This window comes from Kaistia dalseonensis (genome assembly GCF_030814715.1).
In the GTDB taxonomy this organism is placed as follows: domain Bacteria; phylum Pseudomonadota; class Alphaproteobacteria; order Rhizobiales; family Kaistiaceae; genus Kaistia; species Kaistia dalseonensis.
This window is the reverse complement of record NZ_JAUSVO010000002.1, coordinates 649,795-675,837: the sequence shown is the minus strand read 5'-3', so window position 1 is coordinate 675,837 and position 26,043 is coordinate 649,795. Positions and strand designations below refer to the sequence as shown.

At 64.9% G+C, this 26,043-nt stretch carries 22 protein-coding genes; 2 read left to right on the top strand and 20 right to left on the bottom strand.

Going from position 1 to position 26,043, the window contains the following annotated elements; translation table 11 throughout:
• Nucleotides 1–6: 6 nt before the first annotated feature.
• The 20 genes from nusA to mutS all read right to left on the bottom strand — a co-directional run bounded on the left by nusA (nucleotide 7) and on the right by mutS (nucleotide 23,094).
• The gene (gene nusA / locus QO014_RS09345) at nucleotides 7–1,608 is read right to left on the bottom strand and encodes a transcription termination factor NusA (RefSeq protein ID WP_266348409.1); all 1,602 of its coding nucleotides are present in this window, start codon (nucleotides 1,606–1,608) and stop codon (nucleotides 7–9) included.
• A gap of 43 nt (nucleotides 1,609–1,651) precedes the next feature.
• Nucleotides 1,652–2,260, bottom strand: a complete 609-nt coding sequence (gene rimP, locus QO014_RS09340; protein ID WP_266348408.1) for a ribosome maturation factor RimP — start codon at nucleotides 2,258–2,260, stop codon at nucleotides 1,652–1,654.
• A gap of 161 nt (nucleotides 2,261–2,421) precedes the next feature.
• A complete protein-coding gene (gene trmB, locus QO014_RS09335; protein WP_266348407.1) occupies nucleotides 2,422–3,120 on the bottom strand; it encodes a tRNA (guanosine(46)-N7)-methyltransferase TrmB in 699 nt (232 codons plus the stop codon).
• On the bottom strand, nucleotides 3,117–4,307 hold the full coding sequence (metK, locus tag QO014_RS09330; protein WP_266348406.1) for a methionine adenosyltransferase: 1,191 nt from the start codon (nucleotides 4,305–4,307) through the stop codon (nucleotides 3,117–3,119). Before metK ends, trmB begins: the two co-directional genes overlap by 4 nt.
• A 220-nt stretch (nucleotides 4,308–4,527) precedes the next feature.
• Nucleotides 4,528–4,938: a helix-turn-helix domain-containing protein gene (locus tag QO014_RS09325; protein WP_266348622.1), complete on the bottom strand. Its 411-nt coding sequence runs from the start codon at nucleotides 4,936–4,938 to the stop codon at nucleotides 4,528–4,530.
• Nucleotides 4,939–5,100: 162 nt separating this feature from the next.
• Nucleotides 5,101–6,738: an apolipoprotein N-acyltransferase gene (gene lnt / locus QO014_RS09320; RefSeq protein ID WP_266348405.1), complete on the bottom strand. Its 1,638-nt coding sequence runs from the start codon at nucleotides 6,736–6,738 to the stop codon at nucleotides 5,101–5,103.
• An 84-nt stretch (nucleotides 6,739–6,822) separates the two neighbouring features.
• A complete protein-coding gene (locus tag QO014_RS09315; protein ID WP_266348404.1) occupies nucleotides 6,823–7,803 on the bottom strand; it encodes a hemolysin family protein in 981 nt (326 codons plus the stop codon).
• A complete protein-coding gene (gene ybeY / locus QO014_RS09310) occupies nucleotides 7,800–8,336 on the bottom strand; it encodes an rRNA maturation RNase YbeY (protein WP_266348621.1) in 537 nt (178 codons plus the stop codon). The genes QO014_RS09315 and ybeY overlap by 4 nt, the downstream gene beginning before the upstream one ends.
• Nucleotides 8,336–9,364 (bottom strand): PhoH family protein, encoded by a 1,029-nt coding sequence (locus tag QO014_RS09305; protein WP_266348620.1) that lies wholly within the window; start codon nucleotides 9,362–9,364, stop codon nucleotides 8,336–8,338. Before QO014_RS09305 ends, ybeY begins: the two co-directional genes overlap by 1 nt.
• 50 nt (nucleotides 9,365–9,414) lie before the next feature.
• Nucleotides 9,415–10,827, bottom strand: a complete 1,413-nt coding sequence (miaB, locus tag QO014_RS09300) for a tRNA (N6-isopentenyl adenosine(37)-C2)-methylthiotransferase MiaB (RefSeq protein ID WP_266348403.1) — start codon at nucleotides 10,825–10,827, stop codon at nucleotides 9,415–9,417.
• A gap of 61 nt (nucleotides 10,828–10,888) precedes the next feature.
• Complete coding sequence (gene olsA, locus QO014_RS09295) at nucleotides 10,889–11,734, bottom strand: lyso-ornithine lipid O-acyltransferase (RefSeq protein WP_266348402.1); 846 nt, start codon at nucleotides 11,732–11,734, stop codon at nucleotides 10,889–10,891.
• The gene (locus QO014_RS09290) at nucleotides 11,734–12,183 is read right to left on the bottom strand and encodes a Fur family transcriptional regulator (RefSeq protein ID WP_266348401.1); all 450 of its coding nucleotides are present in this window, start codon (nucleotides 12,181–12,183) and stop codon (nucleotides 11,734–11,736) included. The genes olsA and QO014_RS09290 overlap by 1 nt, the downstream gene beginning before the upstream one ends.
• A 36-nt stretch (nucleotides 12,184–12,219) precedes the next feature.
• A complete protein-coding gene (locus QO014_RS09285) occupies nucleotides 12,220–12,711 on the bottom strand; it encodes a GNAT family N-acetyltransferase (RefSeq protein WP_266348400.1) in 492 nt (163 codons plus the stop codon).
• A gap of 10 nt (nucleotides 12,712–12,721) precedes the next feature.
• On the bottom strand, nucleotides 12,722–13,387 hold the full coding sequence (tsaB, locus tag QO014_RS09280) for a tRNA (adenosine(37)-N6)-threonylcarbamoyltransferase complex dimerization subunit type 1 TsaB (RefSeq protein WP_266348399.1): 666 nt from the start codon (nucleotides 13,385–13,387) through the stop codon (nucleotides 12,722–12,724).
• A 45-nt stretch (nucleotides 13,388–13,432) separates the two neighbouring features.
• The gene (locus QO014_RS09275; RefSeq protein WP_266348398.1) at nucleotides 13,433–13,990 is read right to left on the bottom strand and encodes a NifU family protein; all 558 of its coding nucleotides are present in this window, start codon (nucleotides 13,988–13,990) and stop codon (nucleotides 13,433–13,435) included.
• Between the two features lie 120 nt (nucleotides 13,991–14,110).
• Entirely contained in the window at nucleotides 14,111–14,602 is a 492-nt protein-coding gene (locus QO014_RS09270) for a universal stress protein (protein ID WP_266348397.1), read from the bottom strand.
• A 54-nt stretch (nucleotides 14,603–14,656) separates the two neighbouring features.
• Nucleotides 14,657–15,697, bottom strand: a complete 1,041-nt coding sequence (gene trpS, locus QO014_RS09265; RefSeq protein WP_266348396.1) for a tryptophan--tRNA ligase — start codon at nucleotides 15,695–15,697, stop codon at nucleotides 14,657–14,659.
• Nucleotides 15,698–15,806: 109 nt separating this feature from the next.
• Nucleotides 15,807–17,369, bottom strand: a complete 1,563-nt coding sequence (murJ, locus tag QO014_RS09260) for a murein biosynthesis integral membrane protein MurJ (RefSeq protein ID WP_266348395.1) — start codon at nucleotides 17,367–17,369, stop codon at nucleotides 15,807–15,809.
• Nucleotides 17,370–17,505: 136 nt separating this feature from the next.
• Nucleotides 17,506–20,283 carry a [protein-PII] uridylyltransferase gene (locus QO014_RS09255; protein ID WP_266348394.1) on the bottom strand — a complete coding sequence of 926 codons (2,778 nt, stop codon included), beginning with the start codon at nucleotides 20,281–20,283 and terminating at the stop codon, nucleotides 17,506–17,508.
• A 90-nt stretch (nucleotides 20,284–20,373) separates the two neighbouring features.
• The gene (gene mutS, locus QO014_RS09250) at nucleotides 20,374–23,094 is read right to left on the bottom strand and encodes a DNA mismatch repair protein MutS (protein WP_266348393.1); all 2,721 of its coding nucleotides are present in this window, start codon (nucleotides 23,092–23,094) and stop codon (nucleotides 20,374–20,376) included.
• 154 nt (nucleotides 23,095–23,248) lie between these two features.
• On the opposite strand from mutS, the gene QO014_RS09245 reads away from it, so the two are divergent.
• Nucleotides 23,249–25,531, top strand: coding sequence for an NADP-dependent malic enzyme (locus QO014_RS09245; protein ID WP_266348392.1), 2,283 nt, complete (start codon nucleotides 23,249–23,251; stop codon nucleotides 25,529–25,531).
• Between the two features lie 121 nt (nucleotides 25,532–25,652).
• A complete protein-coding gene (locus tag QO014_RS09240; protein WP_266348391.1) occupies nucleotides 25,653–26,039 on the top strand; it encodes a VOC family protein in 387 nt (128 codons plus the stop codon).
• The last annotated feature ends 4 nt before the right edge of the window (nucleotides 26,040–26,043 follow it).

Genomic DNA, 26,043 nt, shown 5'->3' with positions numbered 1-26,043 from the left:
TCAGCCTCAGGCCTCAGCCTCCTCTTGGGCGGCATTCGCCTCGATTTCGGCCTGGGCCTCGTCTTCCGTGATCCAGCCCGCCTTGACGCGAGCGGCCATGATCATGTTCTCGGCATCGCTGCGGGTCAGGCCGAACTTGTCGAGGATGCCCGAGTGACGGGTGGTCTCGCCTTCGTTCCGCTCGGCCCAGCCGACGAGGTCATCCGGCACATAGCCGGCAAAATCCTCGATCGTCTTGATGCCGTCCTTGCCGAGGGCCAACAGCATTGACGTCGTCAGCCCGGAAATCTCCTTCAACTCGTCGGAGACGCCGAGCTTCTTGCGCTCTTCATCGTGCTCGGCCTCGATACGCTCGAGATATTCACGCGCACGCTGCTGCAGTTCCGCCGCCGTCTCCTCGTCGAAACCTTCGATCGAGGCCAACTCTTCCGGATCGACGAAGGCAATTTCCTCCATCGAGGCGAAGCCTTCCGACGCGAGAAGCTGTCCGACGACTTCATCGGCATCGAGCGCCGTATTGAAGAGCGAGGAGCGCTCCTGGAATTCCTTCTGGCGACGCTCGGACTCTTCCTGCTCGGTCAGGATATCGATATCCCAACCCGTCAGCTGCGAGGCGAGGCGGACATTCTGTCCGCGACGGCCAATCGCAAGGGATAGCTGGTCATCCGGGACCACGACTTCAATACGCTCGGCGTCCTCATCGAGCACAACCTTGGCGACTTCGGCCGGCTGAAGCGCGTTGACGATGAACGTCGCCGGGTCCTGCGACCACGGAATGATGTCGATCTTCTCGCCCTGAAGCTCGTTCACGACGGCCTGAACGCGCGAGCCGCGCATACCGACGCAGGCGCCGACCGGATCAATCGAGGAATCGCGCGAGATCACCGCCATCTTGGCGCGCGAGCCGGGATCGCGGGCGACCGACTTGACCTCGATCACGCCGTCATAGATTTCCGGCACTTCCTGCGCGAAGAGCTTCGCCATGAACTGCGGATGGGTACGCGACAGGAAGATCTGCGGACCGCGCTGTTCGCGGCGCACATCATAGACATAGGAGCGGATACGGTCGCCATAGCGGAACGTCTCGCGCGGGATCAGTTCATCCCGGCGCACGATGCCTTCGCCACGGCCAAGATCGACGATGACATTGCCATATTCGACGCGCTTGACCTGACCGTTGACGATCTCGCCGATGCGGTCCTTGTATTCGTCGAACTGCCGGTCACGCTCGGCCTCGCGCACCTTCTGCACGATGACCTGCTTGGCCGACTGGGCGGCGATACGGCCGAAATCCATGGGCGGCAGCGGCTCGGCGATGTAATCACCGATGCGGGCGGCCGGATTCTGGTCCGTCGCGAGTTCCAGCGAAATCTCGGTCGAGGGATTCTCGACATTCTCAACGACCTGAAGCAGGCGCTGCAGACGGATCTCGCCGGTCTTCGGATTGATTTCGGCGCGGACATCGGTCTCCGAGCCATAGCGGGAGCGGGCCGCCTTCTGGATCGCGTCTTCCATCGCCGCGATGACGATCGTGCGATCGATCACCTTCTCGCGGGCGACCGCATCGGCGATCTGCAAAAGCTCTAGGCGGTTGGCGCTGACTGCCATCGTCCTGTCTCCACTATCCTGTCTTCGCGAAACCGACCGGCCTTCAGGCGTCGGAGGTTTCGTCGGTGAGGTCTTCAATATCGATGCCGGCTTCGAGACGGGCTTGCTTGGTCGCGCGCAACGTCTCGTCGATCAGGGCATCGGTCAGAACCAGCTTCGCATCCGTGACCGCCTCGAGCGGCAACAGGACACGGTCCGGCTTGTCGGCCGGGGCATCGTCGAGCTTCAGGATGAGCGCATCGCCCTCCAGGCCCAGCAACTGACCCTTGAAGCGGCGGCGGCCCTCGACCGGAATGCCGGTTTCGATGCGCGCCGAATGGCCGGCCCAGCGCTCGAAATCAGAACGACGCACCAGCGGACGATCGATGCCGGGCGAAGAGACTTCGAGGTGATAGGCCTGCGTGATCGGGTCCTCGACGTCGAGCGCCGGCGACACGTTCCGGCTGATCGCCTCGCAGTCATCGACCGCCATCGTACCATCGGCCTTCTCGGCCATGATCTGCAGCGTCATGCCGTTGCGGCCCGAAATCTTGACGCGCACCAGCCTGTAGCCGAGATCGACGACCACGGGCTCGACAATCTCCGCGACGCGGGCATCGAGCCCCGTCTCGAGAATGATGCGCGGCTCCTGATCCGGCTTGATATCGACCAAGGAATTCTCCGTTCAGCCTTACAGATCGGCGAAGTCCCTCAGGAGCGGGCCCGGAGGTCCACTCTCCAACGAACCGATCGTTTGAGATGAATGACAGCCGTATAGGCCCGAAGGCGCGCCAATGCAAGCAAAAGCGCAGAAACCGACGAAGCTGGCTCAGTTCAGCGGCGCTGGAACGTCAGATAGGTGCCCGTTCGCCCTTCGCGCAGCGCCTTGCGCTCATAGCGCGTCCCGGGCCAGCCATCCCATGGGCGACGCCAGTCATCCGCATCGCGCGCCGTCCAGGCAAATGCCGGATGGGCCGCAACATGCGTCAGCGTCCAATCGACATAGGATTCGATATCGGAGGCAAAGCGGAAAAGCCCGCCCGGCTTCAGGACGCGGGCAAACCGGTCGAGATTCTTCGCGGAGACGAAGCGGCGTTTCCAGTGTCGCGTCTTAGGCCAGGGATCGGGATAGAGCAGGTCGATGGCGGTGACGCTCTCCGATGGCAGCCAGTCGAGCAGTTCGGCGGCATCGCGGTCGAACAGTCGAACGTTTTCAAGGCCCTGCTCGGCGATCGCCCTTGCGGCCTTGGCCATGCCGTTGATGAACGGTTCGACGCCGATCCGCCCCGTGGCCGGCTCGGTCGTGGCGCGGTGGATGAGATGCTCGCCGCCGCCAAACCCGATCTCGAGCACGACGTCGCCGACCGGTGCGGGGAAAAGCTCCACCAGCGCTGCAGGAGCCGGACTATCCGTGTCGATGCTGAGGCGGGCGAGCACCCGCTCCAGCGTCTCGGCCTGGCCGGCACGGAGCGCGTGCCCCTTGCGCCGGCCATAGAAGGAATCGCGACGCGTCTCGGTCTCAGCCGCTGTCACAGCAACCCGCGAAGCGTATCCGCGAGATCGGTGCGCTCCCAGGAGAAGCCGCCATCCTCATCCGGCGCCCGGCCGAAATGGCCATAGGCCGAGGTGCGGGCATAGATCGGGCGGTTGAGCTTCAGGTGCTCGCGAATGCCGCGCGGCGAGAGGTCCATGACCTCGGACAGCGCCTTCTCGACACGCGCCTCGTCGACCTTGCCGGTGCCGTGCAGGTCGACATAGATCGACAGCGGCTGCGACACGCCGATGGCATAGGAGAGCTGGATCGTGCAGCGCTCGGCCGCACCCGAAGCCACAACGTTCTTCGCCAGATAGCGCGCGGCATAGGCGGCCGAACGGTCGACCTTGGTCGGGTCCTTGCCCGAGAAAGCGCCACCGCCATGCGGAGCCGCGCCACCATAGGTGTCGACGATGATCTTGCGGCCGGTGAGGCCCGCGTCGCCATCGGGGCCGCCGATCACGAACTTGCCGGTCGGATTGACGTGCCAGATCGTGCCGGGCGAAATCCAGCCATCCGGCAGCGCTTCGCGGATATAGGGCTCAACGATCGCGCGCACGTCGTGCGAGGAGAGATGCTCGTCGAGATGCTGGGTCGAGAGCACGATCTGCGTCACCTCGACCGGCTTGCCATTCTCGTAGCGAACCGTGACCTGGCTCTTGGCGTCCGGGCCGAGCGCTTCGGTCTCGCGCGAACGGCGAGCCTCCGACAGGCGCTTCAAAATGCGATGGGCGTAGAAGATCGGAGCCGGCATCAGCTCCGGCGTCTCGGAGCAGGCATAGCCGAACATGATGCCCTGGTCGCCGGCGCCTTCATCCTTGTTACCTGCCGAGTCGACGCCAACGGCGATGTCGACCGACTGGGCATGCAGGTGAACGTCGACCTTCGCGGTCTCCCAGTGGAAGCCGTTCTGCTCGTAGCCGATATCCTTGATGGCGAGCCGCGCCACATGGGACACGAAATCACGCGTGATCGTCGCAGGACCGCGCGTCTCGCCGGCAATCACCACCCGATTGGTCGTGGCGAGCGTTTCGCAGGCGACGCGAAGATGGCTCGGATCCCAGCCCTGCTCGGGACCGTGCCGGAAGAATGCGTCGACAACCTCGTCGGAGATCCGATCGCAGACCTTATCGGGATGACCTTCGGAAACAGATTCACTCGTGAAGAGATAGGATGTCCTGGACACCTTGAAGCGACCCCGCGCAAATTTGGCCGGGTGAGAACCCAGGCTGAAACCGACACGCTTTTTAACCCGATCGTGTGAGCGGTCAAGCTGCAACCGGGCCGAATTGCGATAAAGGGGACGGCAGAGAAAGCCGTGCCCCTCGACGCGCCTGGAGCGAAATATCCCCCTCATCCTTGGCTCTATGCCAGGACGGTGCAACCCGGCCGCATGTCAGCGCGGACTAATCCTCGACTTCTTCGCCGGCAATCGAGCGCACGAGATCGACGACGCGGCGGCGAACCTTCGGGTCCTTGATTCGGATGAACGCCTTGTTGAGCTGCAGTCCTTCGGCGCTCGAGAGGAAATCCGTTACGAAGGCCGCGGGGCGCGATTCGGCGAAGCCGCTTTCGGCCGGGCCGCCCGGCGCATCCTCGAAGAAGAAAGAAACCGGAACCTGCAAGACAGATGCTATATGCTGCAGGCGGCTGGCACCGATGCGGTTGGTGCCTTTTTCGTATTTCTGGATCTGCTGGAATGTAATACCGAGGCTTTCGCCAAGCTTTTCCTGGCTCATGCTCTGCATCATTCGGCGGAGCCGAACGCGGCTGCCGACATGGATGTCGATCGGATTAGGCTGCTTCTTGTTAGCCATATCGAGGGGCTCACTTTCTAGACCATGAGACAAGGGTGACGTCCTTCCAAGGCTTGCCCAGCCTTGGTTTCCGCCACATGTCCGCATCAAAAAAATTGGCAGCAAACCGCCACCGATCCGCATGCCCCACGCGACGCAAAATGGATTGCATCGTCCGTGCTGTCAATCACGAGCTTTAGTTTGAGTGAAACAGGCCGCAACGATCGCGATGATCGCTGCCACAATTAAACCGAAATAGAGGCGGTCGCCGAACCTAGAATAGATCGTGGCCCTTACGGTATCGGGCAGCGGCCCATCTACGATGCCGACGCTGCCCACGCTGCGCTGCGATATGATCTTTCCGTAAGCGTCAACGATGCCGGATATGCCGGAATTGGCAGCGCGCACTAGCGGCAGGCCCTCCTCGACGGCTCGTATGACAGCTTGATGAAAATGCTGGCGCGGTCCGGGCGTATCTCCGAACCAGGCATCATTCGTCACATTGACCAGCCAGCGTGGCCGATCGGTGCCGTCGACGGCAGCACCGGGAAATATGATCTCATAGCAAATAAGCGGACCAAACGAAGGCGCGTTCGGGATCGACATCGTCCGCAGCGCGCGCCCTGCGTCAAATCCGCCCGGCAGCGCTACCATCTGGCGAAGGCCCAACCGACTGAACAGAGCCTCGAAGGGCAGATACTCGCCGAACGGCACCAGATGGACCTTGTCATAGGCGTCCCGGATGACCCCGTCGGAATCGATGACAAAGATACTGTTGAACACCCTGGCGGCCAGTTCCTCGCCAAGGACCGGCTCGGCGCGGGCGGCGCCCGTCAGCAGCGTGCTGCCGGGCGGCAGCACGGCCCCGATCGCCGCCAGGGCGTTGGGACGATCAGCCAGAAAGAAGGGGAGCGCCGTCTCCGGCCAGATCAGGACGGTGAAGGGCGCCGGCTTGCCCTCCTCCATGCCCGTCGCACTCAGGCTCAGATAGCGGTCGAGCACCTCGTCGTCGCGGCCGGGCGCCCACTTCTCGTCCTGAGGGATCATGGGCTGCACCAGACGCAGGGCGACCCCAGGCACGGTCGCGCCGTCATCGCCGGCGAGACGCACGACGCCGAAGCCGATATCGGCGAGGAAAAGGGCGACAATCGCCAGGAAGACGCGGCGGTCGGCGACCCGACGCCATGCGCCGCGCCCGATGACAAGCGCAGGGGCAGCGAAGACGAGAAAGGCCAGCAGCGTTACGCCCCAGAGGCCGACGACCGACGCGATCTGCATCATCACCGGGACAGGCATCAGCGTGTAGCCGAACGCATTCCAGGGAAAACCCGTCAGCACATGGCCACGCAGCCACTCTGTCAGGCTGAAGACGACGGCAAAGACCAGGATGCGGCGCCAGCCAGTGAGCCAGAAGAGCCGCGCGATGGCAGCGCCAAAACCCCAGAACAGGGCGAGGCCGGCCGGCAGCAGCAGCACGCCGAACGGCATCAGCCAGACGAATTCGGCGGATTCGGCCAGGAACGCGACGCCGATCCACCAGAGGCCACCGACGAAATAGCCGAAGCCGAAGCCCCAGCCGACGGAAAAGGCCGGCGCGAGCCGCCGGATCGGCCCGGCATCCGGCCGTCCCTGCGCGCCATCCAGCAGCCAGATCAGCACCGGCATGGTGAGCCAAAGGACGGGAAACGCGTTGACCGGGGCCAATGCCAGCGCCGACGCCGCCCCGGCGACGATGGCCACGAGCAGGCGTCGCCAGCCGAGAAGGCCGCCAAGGGCACGATCAGGCGCAAAAAGCGGTGCGGGTACGGAGCGGTCTGTCATGGCGTCCCGGCAATGGCGCCCCGGCGTGCGAATCGCCGGGGACGGTGGGCCAAGCCGAGGGAATGGGCGCGGACGCCCGTCCGGTCAAGCCGCGGCGGCGTCGCTGCGGCGGACGCGCAGGCGCTTCACGCGGCGGGTGTCGGAATCGAGAATCTCGAATTCGAGGCCGCCGGGCAGATCGATCCGCTCGCCGGCGACCGGGATGCGGCCGAGCAGGGTGAAGACGAGACCGCCGAGCGTATCGACGTCGTCATGCTCCGAGCCGAGATCGAGCCGCGTGCCGAGGATCGCTTCCAGATCCTCCAGATCGGCGCGGGCATCGGCGAGATAGGCGCCGTCCGGTTCGCGCGAGATCAGCGGGGCTTCCTCGTCGTCATGTTCGTCCTCGATATCGCCGAAGACGATCTCGACGACGTCCTCGAGCGAAACGAGGCCATCCGTCCCGCCATATTCGTCGATGACGACAGCCATCTGCACGTGGCTCGCCTGCATGGTGGAAAGCAGCGTCGCGGCCGGCATGGAGGGCGGAACGAACAGCACTTCGCGCACGAGCTCGGTCGCGGTGACCTTGACGGCGAGATCGACGCGGCCGAAGTCGAGGCCCGAAGGAGCGGTCGCGGCCGTCGTGATGTAGTCCATCAGATCCTTGATGTGGATCATGCCGATCGGGTCATCGAGCGATTCCCGATAGACGGGCATGCGCGAATGACCGGAATCGCGAAATCCCGCCAGCGCCTCGCCCACGGTCATCGCTTCGTCGAGGGCGAGAATGTCGGCCCTCGGCACCATGACATCGTCGACGCGCACTTCGCGCAGCTTCAGGATGTTGCGGAGCATGCCCCGTTCTTCGGCAGTGAAATCATCCTCTGCCTCATTGGCCTCGAGCGCATCCTCGATCTCCTCGCGGAGCGAATTCGAGGGCTTGAGACCCACGGCCTGCCGAAGCCGGTCGAACCAGCTCTCAGGGGCACGTTCAACCTCCCGCAGTTCTGCTGCAGGGGGCTGGATACTCTGGGGATCGGGGTTCGTTTCGGCGCCCGAACCAGGCGTGTCAGTGTCCGTCATCGTCCGTCATGTTCAGTGTTCGGCTCGCCGCCCGGCCGGTGCATGTGATCGGCATAGGGATCGGCGATGCCAAGGCGCGCTAGAATTTCCGTCTCGAGAGATTCCATCCGCTCGGCCTCGGCATCCTCTAGATGATCATGACCGAAGAGGTGAAGCAAGCCGTGCACAACCAGATGGGTAAGGTGATCGTCAAATGCGATACCCTGGTCGTCCGCCTCGGCGACGACCGTCTCCCGCGCCACGACGATGTCGCCGAGCAGCGGACCGAAGCGTTTGCTGCCCGGCGGACTGCCGGGGAAGGACAGGACGTTGGTCGCCTTGTCCTTCTCGCGATACTGGGCATTCAGCCGGCGGACATGCGCATCGTCCGTGAACACGACGGAAAGCTCCGACCCCGCCACGACGGCGAGCCCGCCGACGGCGAAGCTCGCCTCGACGGCCTGCGCCACGAGGCGCGCCAGTTCTTCATCCGAAGGCCAGTCGCCGGCTTCGACCAATACGTCGATCGCGATCGGCATGGCCGCACGCCCCATCACGCTCCACCTCCACCCGTCCTGCCACGCGCGGACGGCACAATGTTGCGCGGCGCGCTGTCATAGGCGCGGATGATACGGCCGACGAGCGGATGGCGCACGACATCGACATCGGTGAACTTGATCTGGACGATGCCGGGAACGTCGCGCAGCAATTCACTCGCCTCGCCAAGACCGGAGATCTGGCCGGGCGGCAGATCGACCTGTGTCGGATCACCGGTGACGATCATGCGCGATCCCTCGCCCAGGCGGGTGAGGAACATCTTCATCTGCATCGAGGTCGTGTTCTGCGCCTCGTCGAGGATGACGACGGCATTGGCGAGCGTACGGCCGCGCATGAAGGCGAGCGGCGCCACCTCGATCATGCCCGACGTCAGGCCGCGCTCGACCTTGTCGGGCGGCATCATGTCGTACAGCGCGTCGTAGAGCGGGCGGAGATAGGGATCGACCTTCTCCTTCATGTCGCCGGGCAGGAAGCCGAGCCGCTCGCCCGCTTCCACGGCCGGCCGCGACAGGATGAGCCGGGAAACATCGCCACGCTCGATCAAAGCTGCCGCATAGGCGACGGCGAGATAGGTCTTGCCCGTACCCGCCGGACCGATGCCGAAGACCAGCTCGGCGCGATCCATTGCACGGATATAGGCATCCTGCGCCGGGTTGCGCGCCATGATCGTGCGCCGGCGCGTGGAGATCTGCGCCATGGCGAGCCGGCCCTTGGGCTCGAAGCTCGGCAGGCTCAACTGCTCGTCCGCCGCCTCGGCCATGCGGACGGCACCCTCGACATCGGCAGGCCCGATCTCATGGCCCTGCTGCAGGCGCATATAGAGCAGATCGAGCGTCAGCCGCGCCTGGGCGCAGGCGTCGGGTTTGCCGCGTATCGTCACCTGGTTGCCGCGCGCCACCGCCTCGATGCCGAGCTTCTGCTCCAGAATGGCCAGGTTCTGGTCGAACTGGCCGAAGAGCTCGCTCGCCAATCGATTATCGTCGAAGCCGATCACGACATGGGCGATATCCGAAGCATGCGACATCTCGGAAACCCTGCCGCCGGCAGGGCCGTGCGGTGTCGTGGAGCGTGCATTCACGAGGCAACCTCCGTCGGGATTGGGGCAGCGACAGGCCGCCCGGGGATTTCGACCAGTTCACCGAAGAGCGAATTCGCTCCAAGGCCGGATATAGAGACACGTCCGATCGTGCCGATACGGCTCTGGTCGGCATCGACCTGAACCGCCTGCAGGAAGGGCGAACGGCCCATGAGCTGGCCCGGACGCTTGCCGGGCTTCTCGAACAACACATCCATGACCGTGCCGACCTTCGAGCGGTTGAACGCGGTCTGCTGGTCCAGCACGAGCTTCTGCAGTCGCAGCAGCCGCTCCTGCATCAGCGCCTCGGCGACCTGACCATCCCGGTTTGCCGCCGGCGTGCCGGGACGCGGGCTATATTTGAACGAATAGGCGGCGGCGTAGCCGACAGTCTCGATCAGCTTCATCGTCGCTTCGAAATCGGCATCCGTCTCGCCGGGGAAACCGACGATGAAATCGGACGAAAGCGCGATATCCGGCCGCGCGTCGCGGATACGATCGATCAGGCGCAGATAATCGGCCGCCTTGTGCTTGCGATTCATCGCCGCGAGAATCCGGTCCGCGCCGGACTGCACGGGCAGGTGCAGATAGGGCATGAGCGCCGGCAGGTCGCGATGCGCGGCAATCAGCGCATCGTCCATGTCGCGGGGATGGCTGGTCGTATAGCGCAGCCGGTCGAGCCCGGGAATTTCAGCGAGGCGGAACAGCAATTCGCCGAGGCCCCATTCGCGCCCGTCGGAGCCGACACCATGCCAGGCGTTGACGTTCTGGCCGAGCAGGGTCACCTCGCGCACACCGGCCTCGGCCATGCGCGCGGCTTCTTCGACGATCTTTTCGGCCGGACGCGAAACCTCGGCGCCGCGGGTATAGGGCACCACGCAGAAGGTGCAGAACTTGTCACAGCCTTCCTGGATGGTCAGGAAGGCGGTCACGCCGCGCGAGCGGGTCTGCGCACGGGTCGCAGCCGGCAATTGCTCGAACTTCTCGGCGATCGCGAATTCGGTCTCGACGGCGCGCCGCCCTTCGGCGACCTCGCGCAACAGCTTCGGCAGGTGCTGGTAGGATTGGGGCCCGACCACCAGATCGACCACCGGCGCCCGGCGCGCGATCTCCGGCCCTTCCGCCTGCGCCACGCAGCCCGTGACGCCGACCGTGACCTGACGGCCCTGGCGCGCGGCCTCTTCCTTCATCACGCGGATGCGCCCGAGCTCGGAATAAACCTTCTCGGCCGCCTTCTCGCGGATGTGGCAGGTGTTGAGGAGAACGAGATCGGCGCTTTCGACACTATCGGTCGGCTCGTAGCCGTCGCTTGCCAGCGCGTCCGCCATACGATCGGAATCGTAGACGTTCATCTGGCAGCCATAGGTCTTGATAAAGACGCGCTTCTTGGTCTGAATCTGTGTTCCGGTCATAGATCCCGGTTGTCGTAGGGGCGGACAGGGGCGGCGACAGCATAGCCTCCGCTATTCCTTCCTATCCGCTTTCGGAGGCTGTGAGAATAGCACCGCCACGTGACGGACCTGCGACCGCGGCGCTTTTGCCACGCCTGACGCGGATCGCACGCACCATGCGCCGCACTTCGGCCTCCGCCTGCGCCGTCACGACCTTGCGGTCCGCATCGGCGCCGAAGGCGATCGGCGCGCCGAAAGCGACCACGGCATCGATCGATCCCACGCCGAGCAGGCCGACCAGATGCGGCACCAGATCCATGTCGCCATGCCAGGCGACGTCGGCCATGCGCAGCCGGCCGATCGGCAGCCCTTGCAGCGCGGTATAGACGATCGCGACGGGTTGAACCGTGATCTGGCCATTGTCGCCCGCCGCCCCCCGGGCCGAGCCGAGCAAGGCACTGCGGAAGGGCAGCACGGAAATGCCGTCGCCCGTCGTACCTTCGGCGAAGAGCACGATCGCATCGCCGTCGGACAGGCGGTCCGCGATCACCGTGTTCGACGCCGCCGTGGCAGTGCGGCGGTTACGGTCGATGAACACGGTGCGCTGGAGGCGGGCGAGCCATTTGATGACAGGCCATTCCGAGACCTCGTTCTTCGCGATGAACGAGACCGGCAGCACGCTGCCCAGCGTCACGATGTCGAGCCAGGACACATGGTTGGCGACGATCAGGAGCGGCCGGTCCGGGGTCGGCATGCCTTCGACATGCACCGTCAGGCCGGCGAGGCGCCGTGCCACGCGCTGCCAGAGCAGGGGGATGCGCGCGGCATAATGCGGGGAGAAGCGGATGGCGAGAAGCTGGAACGGCAGCAGGATCAGTGTGGTGATCGCCAGGCCTGCGAGAATCAATGCAAGCCGGATGCGGCCCATCAGGAACGTCCTGCTTTTTTATCGTCGATCGGTACGGCGTAGAGCTCGAGCCGGTGATCCACCAGGCGGAAGCCAAGCCGCTTGGCGATCACTTCCTGCAAGGCCTCGATCTCTTCGCTGCGGAACTCGATCACATGCCCGGTCCGCAGATCGATCAGATGATCGTGGTGCTCCTCGGAGACCGTCTCGTAGCGGCTGCGACCATCGCGAAAATCATGGCGCTCGATGATGCCCGCATCCTCGAACAGCTTGACGGTGCGATAGACGGTCGAGATGGAAATCTTGGCGTCCACCGCCGAAGCGCGACGGTAGACTTCCTCGACGTCGGGATGATCGGTGGCGGCATCGAGCACGCGCGCAATGACGCGGCGCTGCTCGGTCATGCGCATGCCCTTGGCGGCACATGCCTCTTCAAGCGTCTGGTGCTGTGCTTCTGACGTCACGCCCATCTCTCATTCTCGCCCGGCTCGAAGGGTGCCAGCCGCTTAGCGGAGTTGCAACCGCAAGACAAGCGCAGTGCTCTCACGGCCCTCTTCGTCGCGATAATAACCCTTCCGGCGGCCAACCTCGACAAATCCCAAGCGGCTGTAGAGCGCGCGCGCGCTCTGGTTCGCCTCGTCGACTTCGAGAAAGATCTCCGGCAGATGGTCGCGATAGAGCTGGCGCAGCGCCTCTTCGAGGATGCGACGGCCATAACCGCGGCCGCGGCGGGCCGGCGCAACGGCGATTGTCAGGACCTCGGCCTGGTCGGCGACCGAACGGATCATCGCGAAGCCCAGAATGCGCCTGACGCCGAACAGCGATTCGCGCCGCAGCACGATGCAGAACACCGTTTCGTCGGCGAGCAGGTTCTCGATTTCGTCCGCATCCCAGCCCCGACGGAAGCCGGCGGCATGGATCGCAACCAGCGCCTCGACGTCGGACGGGTCACGGACGATATCGGTGAAGACGCGCGAACGCGGCAGAAGATCAATCATCGCCAATCCTTCATTGCCGGGCGATCCGGGCACGCGTCTGTGGCTGGGCGTCGGGCGGCTTTACATAAAGCGGCCGGGGCGGATTTTCGGCAGCGTCGAGCGCGAGGCCGAGCGCGATGACGGCGCGGATGTCGGGTGCCGACCGCACGTGCAGCGGCGGGGCGATGCCCTCGTGCTCGATCGCCGCGCCGGCGATATCGAAGCCGCCCTCCAGCACGCGCGCCACGACCGAGTCGAGGCTGGCGACGACGGGCGGCTCGATCGGCTCGGCATCCGCGTTGAAGGCCTGCATGTAGAATTCGTCGTCGCGCGCCCGCATCAGCGCGAGGATCGGCTTTGCCGGCCGACCGAGCCGGTCGCGTTCGATTCTCGCCGCACAGGCATGGGCACGAAGCGTGGAAATGCCGATCACCGGGGCGCCGGTTACGAGACCGAAGCCGCGAGCCGCCGAAATGCCCACCCGCAGCCCGGTGAACGAGCCCGGACCGACCGACACGGCGATCCGGTCGATCTGGGTAGGCTTCACGTCGGCCTCGGCCATCAGGGCCGCGATTTCGGGCATCAGCACTTCGGCATGGCCCTTGCCGATCATCCGCTCGCGCACAATGACGACGCCGTCGATCGAGAGACCGACGGCGCAATTCTCACGGGCCGTGTCGATGGCGAGAAGGATCATGACGCCCCGATAATGCCAAGGCGCCTTCCTGTCGAGCGCCGTTCGTCAGGATACGGACTGAACCTCGGTTACTTCAGGCACGAAATGCCGCAGCAGGTTCTGGATGCCATGCTTCAGCGTCGCCGTCGAGGACGGGCAGCCGGAGCAGGAGCCCCGCATGTTGAGATAGACGACGCCGTCGCGGAACCCCTGGAAGGTGATGTCGCCACCATCCTGCGCCACGGCCGGGCGGACGCGCGTCTCGATCAGTTCCTTGATCGTCTCGACGATCTCCGCGTCATCGGCGTCGAAGAACTCGGTGTCCGGGCCATTCGGCTTGAGCGTCGCCATGACCGGCACGCCGGCCATGAAATGCTCCATGATGGCGCCGAGAAGGGCCGGCTTCAGGTGCTGCCACTCGCCGTCCTTCTTGGTCACGCTGATGAAATCATGGCCGAGGAACACGCCGGAAACGCCGGAAACCGCAAAGAGACGCTCGGCGAGCGGCGAACGCTCCGCCTCGTCGGGATCACGGAATTCGGCCGTGCCATCGGGCAGAACGGGCCGGCCCGGCAGGAATTTGAGGGTCGCCGGATTGGGCGTCGCTTCGGTCTGGATGAACATGATGCGGCCTCCGCACGAACTTCTTTGGAATATTTCTAACTGGATATGTATCGATCGACGCGATCGCATCAAGCGGAATCCGCTTCGCGACACCGCAAATCGTACTTTCGAACTCAGGATTCAAGCGATGGCGGCGATATCGTCGTCCGTCAGTGTCCCCGGCACCACGGTGATCGGCACCGGAAAGGTCGGGGCAAGCTTGCCGGCGATGGAGGAAACCAGCGGGCCAGGGCCTTCCTTGTCGGTTCCCGCCGCCAGCACGAGGATCGCGATATCCTCGTCTTCCTCGATCAGGGCGGTGATCTCGTCGGATTTCGCACCCTCGCGAATCACCAGTTCCGGCTCGACCGAGGAATGCCGCCGGGCGAGATCGGCAAAGCGCGCGAGCACTTCCTCCGCCTCGTCCATCGCTTCGGCACGCATGATGTTCTCGACGCCGATCCAGTGCTGGAACTCCGTCGGCTCGATCACATAGAGCATGACGAGCCCGCCGCTGGTCCGTTCGGCACGGCGCGCCGCATAGATCACGGCGCGCGAGCATTCGGGCGTGTCGTCGATCACCGCAAGGAACTTGCGGCGGTGACCAGCCTCTGTGCTCTTGCGCTTCGACATGGCGTCATGCTGCCATTCGCCCGGATCAGCCGCAAGGCCGCGCCGAGCGCGGCATCACTTCCTGCGAATGAAGCCGACGACATCCTTGACGCCGTCGAGGATCGGCCTGGCGATCGCGTCGGCGCGAAGGGCACCGTTCGCCAGGATCTGGTCGATATGGCCGGGATCGGCCATCAGGCGGCGCATCTCGGCGCCGATCGGCCCGAGCTTTTCGACCGCCAGATCGGCGAGCGCCGGCTTGAAGGCCGAAAACTGCTGGCCACCGAACTGATTCAGCACGTCCTGCTTCGAAAGACCGGAGAGCGCGGCATAGATGCCGACGAGATTGTCGGCTTCCGGCCGGCCCTTCAGACCGTCCGTTTCGCCCGGAAGGGCGTCGGCGTCGGTCTTGGCCTTGCGGATCTTCGTCGCTATCGCCTCGGCATCGTCGGTCAGGTTGATGCGCGAATAATCCGACGGGTCGGACTTCGACATCTTCTTGGTGCCGTCGCGCAAGGACATGATACGGGTCGCAGGTCCGGTGATCAGCGGCTCGGTCAGCGGGAAGAACGCATCGCCAAATCCGTGTTCGGCAATCGATTCGGCATAGTCGTTGTTGAACTTCTGCGCGATGTCGCGCGTCAGCTCGAGGTGCTGCTTCTGGTCCTCGCCAACCGGAACATGCGTCGCCTTGTAGGCGAGGATGTCGGCCGCCATCAGGCTCGGATAGGCGAGCAGGCCGAGGGAGGCGTTTTCCTTGTCCTTGCCGGCCTTGTCCTTGAACTGCGTCATGCGGTTCATCCAGCCGATGCGCGCGACGCAATTAAAGATCCAGGCAAGCTCGGCATGGGCCGAGACCTGGCTCTGATTGAAGACGATGTGCTTGACCGGATCGATGCCGGCCGCGACGAAGGCGGCGGTCACTTCGCGGATCTGGCGCGAAAGCTCCTTGGGATCCTGCCAGACCGTGATCGCATGCATGTCGACGACGCAATAGATGCAGTCATGGCTCTGCTGCAGCGCGACGAAGTTGACGATCGCGCCGAGATAATTGCCGAGATGCAGATTGCCGGTGGGCTGAACGCCCGAAAAGACGCGCGGCTGGAATTCGGTCATGGAGAAACCCCGTTTTTCGGCCGCCTTATCGCGCGGGAGGCCGCGCGGCGCAAGCGCCAAGGCGGCCGAGCGGCGCGCCCGCAAGTCGCTTCGGGCCGGAAGAAGCCGATCAGCGGCGGCGATTGCGCAGCTTGCCGATGATCGCGCCGAAATGGACGACGCCGGTCAACTGGCAGAACAGCGCGAAGAGGGCGAGGCCGACCATGCAGATCGAGAGCATGGTCGCGGCGCGCAAGATGATGCGCCGATCAGCGAAGAAGGGTTCCGCCCACCAGGCCGCCAGGAACACGCCCATCCCCATGGCTGCGGCGGCAACGAGAACCATGGGCAGGTTGCGTTTCACCTTGGCGTCGAAGACGAAATGGCCGCGGCGATGGAGCGAAAGGCCGAGCAGGAAGGCATTGACCCAGCCCGACAGCGTCGTCGCGATCGCGATGCCGACATAGGTCAGCGACGGAAACAGGATGATCGAGCCGATGATGTTGACCGCGACGCCGACGCCTGCGAACCACATCGGCGTCTTCGTGTCCTCGCGGGCGAAGAAGCCGGGCGAGAACACCTTGATCAGCACGAAGGCGGGCAGGCCGACGGCAAAGGCCATCAGCGTGTGGGCGGTCGCCAGCGTATCCGCAGGGCCGAACTCGCCACGCTGGTAGATCACCTGCACGATCGGCTTCGCCAGCACGAACAGGGCGATGGCGGCCGGCAGCGTCAGCGCCATCGCGAATTCGAGGCTGCGGTTCTGCGTGTGGTGGGCGAGGTCGTCACGGCCGCCGCGCAGGTGGCGCGCGAGATCCGGCAGCATGACCACGGCGATCGTGGCCCCGACAATGCCGAGCGGCAGTTGGTAGAGGCGATCGGCATAGCCGAGGATCGCGATCGCGCCGGGCGCGAAGGAGGCGATCATCGTGCCGATGACGATATTGATCTGCGTGACGCCGCCGGCGATGAGGCCGGGAATGGCCAATGCGGTCAGGCGACGGACGCCCGGCGTGATGCGCGGCCAGCGCAGCTTCAGCAGCATGCCGTCGCGCCAGGCGGCGATCATGACGACGCCGAGTTGCAGCACGCCGCCGACCAGAGTCGCCCAGGAGAGCAATATGCCCGCCTCGGCCGTGTTCTCGTGATGCGAGAGCAGAATATAGGCGAGCGCCGACACGAAGACGACATTGAGGAAGGCCGGCGCCATAGCGGCCGCCATGAAGTGCCCGCGCGCATTGAGCACGCCGCTATAAAGCGCGAGCAGCGAGATCAGCGTCAGATATGGAAAGGCGATCCGCGTCAGCAGCACCGTCATGTCGAACTTGGCCGGGTCCGACACGAAGCCGGGCGCCATGATGTACATGAGCGGCACCATGGCGATCAGCGCGACGACGGTGAGCGCGATCAACACGGCGAAGAGGGCGGAAAGCGCTTCGGAGCCGAACTGCTTCGCCTCCTCGACGCCTTCGCCCTCGAGCTTGCGGGCGAAGAGCGGAATGAAGGCGGACGAGAAGGCGCCCTCGGCGAACAGCCGGCGGAACAGGTTCGGAAAGCGGAACGCGACCAGGAAGGCATCGGCCACCGGCCCGGTGCCGAGGGCGGCGGCCATGAACATGTCGCGCACGAAGCCGAGGATTCGGCTCGACGTGGTCGATCCGCCGACGGTGACGAAGTTCTTCAGAAGCGACATGACCGCCCGGAGGGTTGGTATTGCACATGGCCCGCATCGCCGGGGCCGACCCGGCGACCGAGGCCTTCTCGTCGTCTTCGGGACACGACCAGCCCGCCGAAAGTAAGGCCGGAAGGCGGGGGCGTGCGCCGCACCGTCATCCAGCCTTGCGGACCGGGGCTTTTTCCACCGCCGGCACGCCCTCGAAGGCCTGATGCAGGCGCTTGCGGATCGTTGCCTCGCGATTGGCGTTGGACACTTTCCGGCTCATCAGATCGGTCACATAGAAGACGTCGACAGCCCGTTCGCCGAAGGTCGCGATATGGGCCGATGCGATGTTCAGGTTGAGATCAGAAATCGACCGCGTGAGATCATAGAGAAGGCCGGGGCGATCGAGGCCGGATGCCTCGATGACGGTGAACTGATTCGACCATGAATTATCGAACAGGATCTGTGTCTCGACCGTGAAGGCCTTGATCTTGGCGCGCGGCTTGGCCTTCTTCGCGATCGCTTCGGGCAGGGCGACGAGACCGGAAAGCGCCTCCTCGATCAGCGCGCTGACCTTGAGTGCCCGGCGCGTCTCCTCCTCGTCGGTCTCGAATTCGCGCGCGATGAAGATCGTGTCGATCGCGCGACCATCGGTCGTGGTGAAGATCTGCGCGTCGACGATATTGCCGCCGGCCGCCGTGCAGGCGCCGGCGACCATCGAGAGAAGCCGCGGATGATCGGGCGCAAACACGGTGATCTCCGTGACGGCCTCGAAGGCGCGGATCGCGGTTGCCGTCGCCAGCGTCTTGCCGGCCCGGTCAGCCTCGCGGATGAGGGTTGCGTGGGCGATCTTGCGCTGCAGGTCGACCCGCAGCCAATAGGCCGGATAGTGCCGTTCGAGATAGGCGTCGCGCTCGGCTTCCGGCCAGCCGTGCAGCGCATGGGAGAGTTCGGCCTTCGCCGCCGTGACGCGCTTGTCACGCGAGATCTGGCTGTGGCCGCCGGTGAGCAGCGGCTCGGTCTCGTAATAGAGCGTCCTGAGCAACTGGCCCTTCCAGCCGTTCCAGACACCGGGGCCGACGGCCTTGATGTCGGCAATGGTCAGGATCAGCAGCAGCTTCAGCCGCTCGAGGCTCTGCACGACGGCGGCGAAATCCTGGATCGTCTTGCGGTCGCCGAGGTCGCGCGATTGCGCGGTCATGCTCATCAGCAGATGGTTTTCGATCAGCCAGGCGACCGTCTCGGTCTGTGCCGCCGTCAGGCCGAGACGCGGACCGAGCTTGCGCGCCACGCGGGCGCCGGCGATCGAATGATCCTCCGGCCGGCCCTTGGCGACATCGTGCAGCAGCATGGCGACATAGAGGACGGTCCGGTCCTGCAGCGTCGAGATCAGCGAATTGGCGAGCGGATGCTCCTGGCCACGCTCGCCGCGATCAATCTCCGACAGGATGCCGATCGAGCGGATCAGATGCTCGTCCACCGTATAGTGATGGTACATGTTGAATTGCATCATCGCGACGATCTTGCCGAAATCCGGCACGAACTTGCCGAGTACGCCGGCCTCGTTCATGCGGCGCAGCACGATCTCGGGCTGGTTGCGCGAGGCGAGCAGTTCGAGGAACAGCCGGTTCGCCTCGGGATTTTCGCGCAGGTCCGCATCGATCAATTTCAGCGACCGCGTCACTTCCTTCATCGCGTCGGGATGGAAGGCGAGATTGTGCTTGTCGGCGAGCTGGAAGATGCGGATCAGATTGACCGGATCGCGCCTGAAGACATCGGTCGAGGCCATGTTGATGCGGTCGTGCTCGACGACGAAATCGGTCGAGCCCGGGATCTTGCGCAGCCGGCGGCGCGGGGCGATGCCGAAGAAGCGATTGAGCAGCGGCGCCGACTTGGCGTGCTCCTCCTCGAGCGCCGCCACGAAGATCATGGTCAGGTCGCCGACATCCTTGGCGACCAGGAAGTAGTGCTTCATGAAGCGCTCGACATCCTTCATGCCGGGATGCGAGGTGTAGCCGAGCCGCACCGCCATATCGCGCTGGACGTCGAAGGAGAGCCGTTCCTCGGCGCGCCCGGTCAGGAAGTGCAGATGGCAGCGCACCGACCAGAGGAAATCCTCGGCCTTGCGGAACAGGGCGAGTTCGGCGCTCGAGAACACGCCAGCCTCGACCAGAGCATCGCCTGAGCGCACGCGATAGAAATATTTGGCGATCCAGAACAGCGTGTGCAGATCGCGCAGGCCGCCCTTGCCTTCCTTGACGTTCGGCTCGACCAGATAGCGCGAGGCACCCTGGCGCCGATGGCGCTCATCGCGCTCGGCGAGCTTCGCGGCGATGAATTCCGGCCCGGTATTCTTCACCACCTCGAGATCGAAGCGATGTGTCAGCTCCTCGAAGAGCTTCTTGTCGCCCCAGAGAAAGCGCGCCTCCAGGATGGCGGTGCGGATCGTCATGTCGCCGCCGGACAGGCGGATGCACTCGTCGACATTGCGCGTGGCGTGGCCGACCTTCAGCCCGAGATCCCAGAGCATGTAGAGAACGAACTCGACCACGCTCTCGCCCCAGGGCGTCTGCTTGTAGGGCAGCACGAACAGGAGGTCGACATCGGACCCCGGCGCCAGCATGCCGCGTCCATAGCCGCCCACGGCGACGATCGCCATGCGCTCGGCCGCGGACGGGTTCTGCACGGGATAGACATAGGTCGTCGCGATCTCGTGGATGGCGCCGATGATCTGGTCCTGCAGCTCGGACAGCCTGCGGGCGCAGGCGCTGCCGCGGCCACCGGCGACCAATTGCTCCTCGGCCCGGCGACGACCCTCGCGCATCACATCCTTCAGATGAGCGAGGATGGCGGGTCGGAGCGCCGATTTGTCGGAACTCTTGGCGATATCGTTCAGTGCGGTGCGAAGAGCGCGCCCGTCGACGAGCGCGGAATCGGATCGGATCATCAAAGCGATCGGTCCTGAAACAGGAAAAAGCTGGCGGGAACCTAAACTGCTTTGCCGCGCCGCGCTATTCCCTGCTTCAGCGTCTTGCCGTCACGCCTTCTGCGCGCGAACGGCCTTGAGCCGATAAAGCGCTTCCAGTGCCTCGCGCGGCGTCATCTCGTCGGGATTGAGCCCGTCGAGCGCCGGGCCGACCGGGTCCTCAACCGCGGGCGCGACCGATGCCTGCTTCGCCACGGCAGCGGCGAAGAGCGGCAGGTCGTCGATCAGCGTTGCCGCAGGCGACTTCCGATCGGTTTCCTCCAGATGCGACAGCACATCGCGCGCCCGCGCCACGACGGAGGCCGGCAATCCGGCGAGTTTCGCGACCTGGATGCCATAGGAACGGTCGGCCGCGCCCGGCACGATCTCATGCAGGAAGACGACGTCGCCGTTCCATTCCTTGACCCGCACGGTCGCGTTTTCGAGCCGGTCCAGCCGCTGCGAAAGCGCGGTCAGCTCGTGATAATGCGTCGCGAACAGGCCGCGCGAACGGTTCACCTCGTGCAGATGCTCGATCGCCGCCCAGGCGATGGACAGGCCATCGAAGGTCGCCGTGCCGCGACCGATCTCGTCGAGGATGACGAGCGAGCGGTTCGTCGCCTGGTTCAGGATGGCGGCCGTCTCCACCATCTCGACCATGAAGGTCGAACGTCCGCGGGCGAGATCGTCGGCCGCGCCGACACGGCTGAACAGCCGGTCGACAATGCCGATATGGGCGCTCGTCGCCGGAACGAAGGCGCCGATCTGGGCGAGGATGGCGATGAGGCCGTTCTGGCGCAGGAAGGTCGATTTACCCGCCATGTTGGGCCCGGTGATCAGCCAGATCAGCCCCGCATCGCCCTCCCCCGGCGCCGAGAGATCGCTCGCATTCGCGACGAAGGCCGCGCCCCCGTCACGCCGCAGCGCCTGTTCCACCACAGGATGGCGTCCGCCCTCGATCGCAAAGGCGAGCGACCGGTCGACATGGGGGCGGCAGTAATTCTCGCCCTCAGCAAGCACGGCCAGTGCACTCGCGACATCGATCGCCGCCAGCGCGGCGCCGATGGAGCGGATCTGCTCCGATGCGGCGATGACGTGGCCGAGAAGCGCGTCGAAGATCGCCAGTTCGATGGCGAGCGAGCGGTCGCCCGCAGAGGCGATCTTCGCCTCGAGCTCGGCCAGCTCGGTGGTGATGAACCGCATCGCGCCCGCCATGGTCTGGCGGTGGATGTAGCGACCGGCGAATTCGGCGCCGAGCAGGCGTTCGCCATGCTGCTGCGGCACTTCGATGAAATAGCCGAGCACGTTGTTGTGCCGGATCTTCAGCGCCTTGATCTCGGTCTCGGTCGCGTAGGCGCCCTGCAGGCCGGCGATCACCTGCCGGCTCTCGTCGCGCAGCGCCCGCGTCTCGTCGAGATCGGGATCATAGCCGACCCGCACGAAATTGCCGTCGCGTTTCAGCAGCGGCAGTTCGTCGGCGAGGGCGCCCGCAAGCTCACGCGCCAGATCGCGCGGCGCGTCGGCAAGTGCTGCAACCGCATCGGCGAGATCATCGGCCAGCTCGGCATCCGCCGCCGACAGCATGGCGACGAGGCGGCTCGCCGCATCGAGGCCGAAACGGATCGCCGCGAGATCACGCGGGCCGCCGCGATTGAGCGAGAGCCGCGACAGCGCGCGCGCCAGATCCGGTGCGGCGGAAAGAACCTCGCGCACCTTGGTGCGCAGACCGCCCTCCGCCACCATGAAGGCGACGGCATCGAGCCTGCGATCGATCAGGGCGGGATCGGTCGAGGGGCTCGCCAATCGTTCGGCGAGCAGGCGCGAGCCTGGCCCCGTCACGGTCCGGTCGATCGCCGCCAGAAGGCTGCCGCGCCGCTCGCCCGACAGCGTGCGGACGAGTTCGAGATTGGCGCGCGTGGCCGCATCGACCAGCATCACCGCGCCTTCGCTTTCGCGGATCGGGCGGGAGAGCGGCGGGCGTTCGCTGATCTGCGTCTTCTCGACATAGGCGAGCGCTGCGGCAGCGGCGGAAAGCTCGATCCGCGTGAACGAGCCGAGCCCGTCCAACGTACCGACCTTGAAATAGGCGGCGAGGCGGGCCGCTGCCGTCGAGCCATCGAAGAATGCGCCGGGGAGCGGCGTCACCGGCGTCGGCAGGCCACGGAAGAACGGCCCGAGCGCTTCATCGGCAAAGAACGAATCCGGCACCAGTATCTCGCGCGGATCGATGCGGGCGAGGTCGGCGCCGAGGCGCAGCGGCTCGGTCTCGGCCAAACGGAAATCACCCGTCGAAATATCGATCCATGCAATGGCGAGGCGATCGCCGCCATCAGCGCCGACGCCGCGCGCGCGGGCGATCGCAGCCAGGAAGTTGTTGCGCCCGGCCTCGAGCAGCGTCTCCTCGGTCAGCGTGCCGGGCGTCACCAGGCGGACGACGTCGCGGCGGACGACCGATTTGCCGCCACGCTTCTTCGCCTCGGCGGGATCCTCCGTCTGCTCGCAAACGGCGACGCGGTGGCCGAGAGAAATGAGCTTCTGCAAATAATCATTCGCGGCATGAACCGGCACGCCGCACATCGGGATGTCTTCACCCAGATGCTTGCCACGTTTCGTCAACGTGATGCCGAGCGCACGCGATGCGATCTCGGCGTCGTTGAAGAACATCTCGTAGAAATCGCCCATCCGATAGAACAGGAGACTATCGGGATTGGCCGCCTTGATCTCGATATATTGCTCCATCATCGGCGTGGGGCGCGGAGCTGAAATGTCGGGTTCGCGTGCGGTTTCAAGCATGGGCGGAACCTAGCAAAAGGTTAAAGCTCTTTCATCTGCAATGCCGCCTCTATGTGCTTGAGATCACAGATACCGGTGCTATCGTCCTTGTCCGCTCTCAAGGTGGCAATCATAGCCGCCTCCCGGAAACGCCTGACGCCGAGTTTCACCTGATATGACCGAGACCAAACGCCCCGCCAAGAGCGGCCCCGTGCTCACCGACAAGGAAGCGCTGGATTTTCATTCCCAGGGCCGCCCGGGCAAGCTGGAGATCACGCCGACCAAGCCGATGGCGACGCAGCGCGACCTGTCGCTCGCCTATTCGCCGGGCGTCGCGGTTCCGGTGAAGGCCATTGCCGCCGACCCCTCCAAGGCCTTCGACTATACGACGCGCGGCAATCTCGTCGCCGTGATCACCAATGGCACCGCCATTCTCGGCCTCGGCAATCTCGGCGCGCTCGCCTCCAAGCCAGTGATGGAAGGCAAGGCCGTCCTCTTCAAGCGCTTCGCCGACGTCGATTCGATCGATCTTGAAATCGATACCGAGGATGTCGACGCCTTCGTCAATTCCGTCCGCTATCTCGGGCCCTCCTTCGGCGGCATCAACCTCGAAGACATCAAGGCGCCGGACTGCTTCATCATCGAAAGCCGCCTGCGCGAGCTGATGGACATTCCCGTCTTCCATGACGACCAGCACGGCACGGCGATCATCGCCACCGCCGGCATGATCAATGCGCTGCACCTGACGGGCCGCGACATCAAGACGACGCGCCTGGTCTGCAACGGCGCGGGCGCCGCCGGCATCGCCTGCATCGAACTCGTCAAGGCGATGGGCATGCCGAGCGAGAACGTGCTCCTCTGCGACACCAAGGGCGTGGTCTATGAAGGCCGCACCGAGGGCATGAACCAGTGGAAGACGGCGCATGCCACGCGCACCGAGGCGCGGACGCTGGAAGACGCCATGGTCGGCGCCGACATCTTCTTTGGCGTCTCGGCCAAGGGCGCGCTGACGCCCGAGATGGTGCGCTCGATGGCACCGCGGCCGATCATCTTCGCCATGGCCAATCCCGACCCGGAAATCACGCCGGAGGAGGTTGCCGAGGTTCGCGACGACGCGATCATGGCAACCGGCCGTTCGGATTATGCCAACCAGGTCAACAACGTCCTTGGCTTCCCCTACATCTTCCGCGGCGCGCTCGATGTGCGGGCGACGACGATCAACGAGCCGATGAAGATCGCAGCCGCGATGGCGCTGGCTGAGCTCGCCCGCGCCGATGTCCCCGACGAGGTGGCCGCGGCCTATCAGGGCGTCCGGCCGCGCTTCGGGCCGCACTACATCATCCCGGTGCCGTTCGACCCGCGCCTTCTCTCCGAGATTCCGGCTGCCGTCGCCAAGGCCGCGATGGATTCCGGCGTCGCGCAGAAGCCGATCGAGGATATCGAGGCCTACAAGCTGGAGCTTTCGGCGCGCCGCGATCCGATTGTCGGCACGCTCGCCCGCATCTATGAGCGCGTACGCCGCAATCCGAAGCGCGTCGTCTTCGCCGAGGGCGAGGAGGAGCAGGTCATCCGCGCGGCGGCGAGCTTCGTCGCACAGAAGCTCGGCACGGCGATCCTGGTTGGACGCGAGGACATCATCCTCGATACCGCCGCGAAGGCTGGCATCGAGATCAAGGATGGCATGGAAATCCACAATGCCCGCCTCTCGCACCGCAATCCGACCTATATCGAATATCTCTATGCCCGCCTGCAGCGCAGCGGCTATCTGCTGCGCGACTGCCAGCGACTGATCAACACCGACCGCAATTATTTCGGCGCGACCATGGTGGCGCTCGGCGATGCGGACGCGATCATCTCGGGCGTCACGCGCAATTATTCGACCGTGCTCGCCGATATCCGCAAGGTCATCGACACCAAGCCCGGGCATCGCGTCATCGGCGTCTCGCTCGCTCTGGTCCGTGGCCGCACCGTCGTCGTCGCTGACACGGCCGTGCACGACATGCCGTCGGGCGAGGAACTGGCGGATATCGCGGAGGAGGCCGCCGGCGTCGCCAAGCGTCTCGGCTATGAGCCGCGCGTCGCCATGCTCGCCTATTCCACCTTCGGGCAACCCGAAGGCGAGCGTTCGCGCCATGTCCGCGAGGCGGTACAGATCCTCGAACGGCGCCATGTAAAGTTCGAGTTCGATGGCGAGATGGCGGCCGATGTCGCCCTCAACATGAAGGTGATGGGGTCCTATCCGTTCTGCCGCCTCTCCGGTCCGGCCAATGTGCTGGTCATGCCGGCGTTCCACTCGGCCTCGATCTCGACCAAGATGCTGCAGGAACTGGGCGGCGCCACGGTGATCGGACCGCTGCTCGTCGGTCTCGACAAGCCGGCGCAGATCCTCTCGCTCGGCGCGCGCGACAGCGATATCGTCAACATGGCGGCTTTGGCGGCGTTCAACGTCGGCGGATGAGGCGCCTTCCGACGCCGGGTCCGGCCCGGCGTCGCCAAGTCAGGCGTCGCAAAGAGTTGTCATCCGCCCGTGCGCCAAAGGCGCTATTCTCCTTCGGTGGCAACCATCGAGGGAGGATGAGATGGCGGAACACGGCACGTTCTACTGGAACGAACTGATGACGCGCGACACGGCGCGCGCCAAGGATTTCTACGGCAAGACGCTGGGCTGGACTTTCTCGGACATGCCGATGGGCGAACCCTTCGGCACCTATCACGTCGCCATGATCGGCGAGAAGATGGTGGGCGGCATGATGACCATGCCACCGGGCCCGATGTTCGATGGCATTCCGGAGCACTGGTTCTGCTACATCGCCGTCGACGATCTCGACGCGCGTCTCGCCAAGCTGAAGGCCGAGGGTGGCACGGTGATCCGCGAACCGTTCGATGTCGACGGCGTCGGCCGCATCGCCATCGTTTCCGACCCCGGCGGTGCCGCGCAGGGCTGGATGGTCCCCGTACCGATGTAGCGCG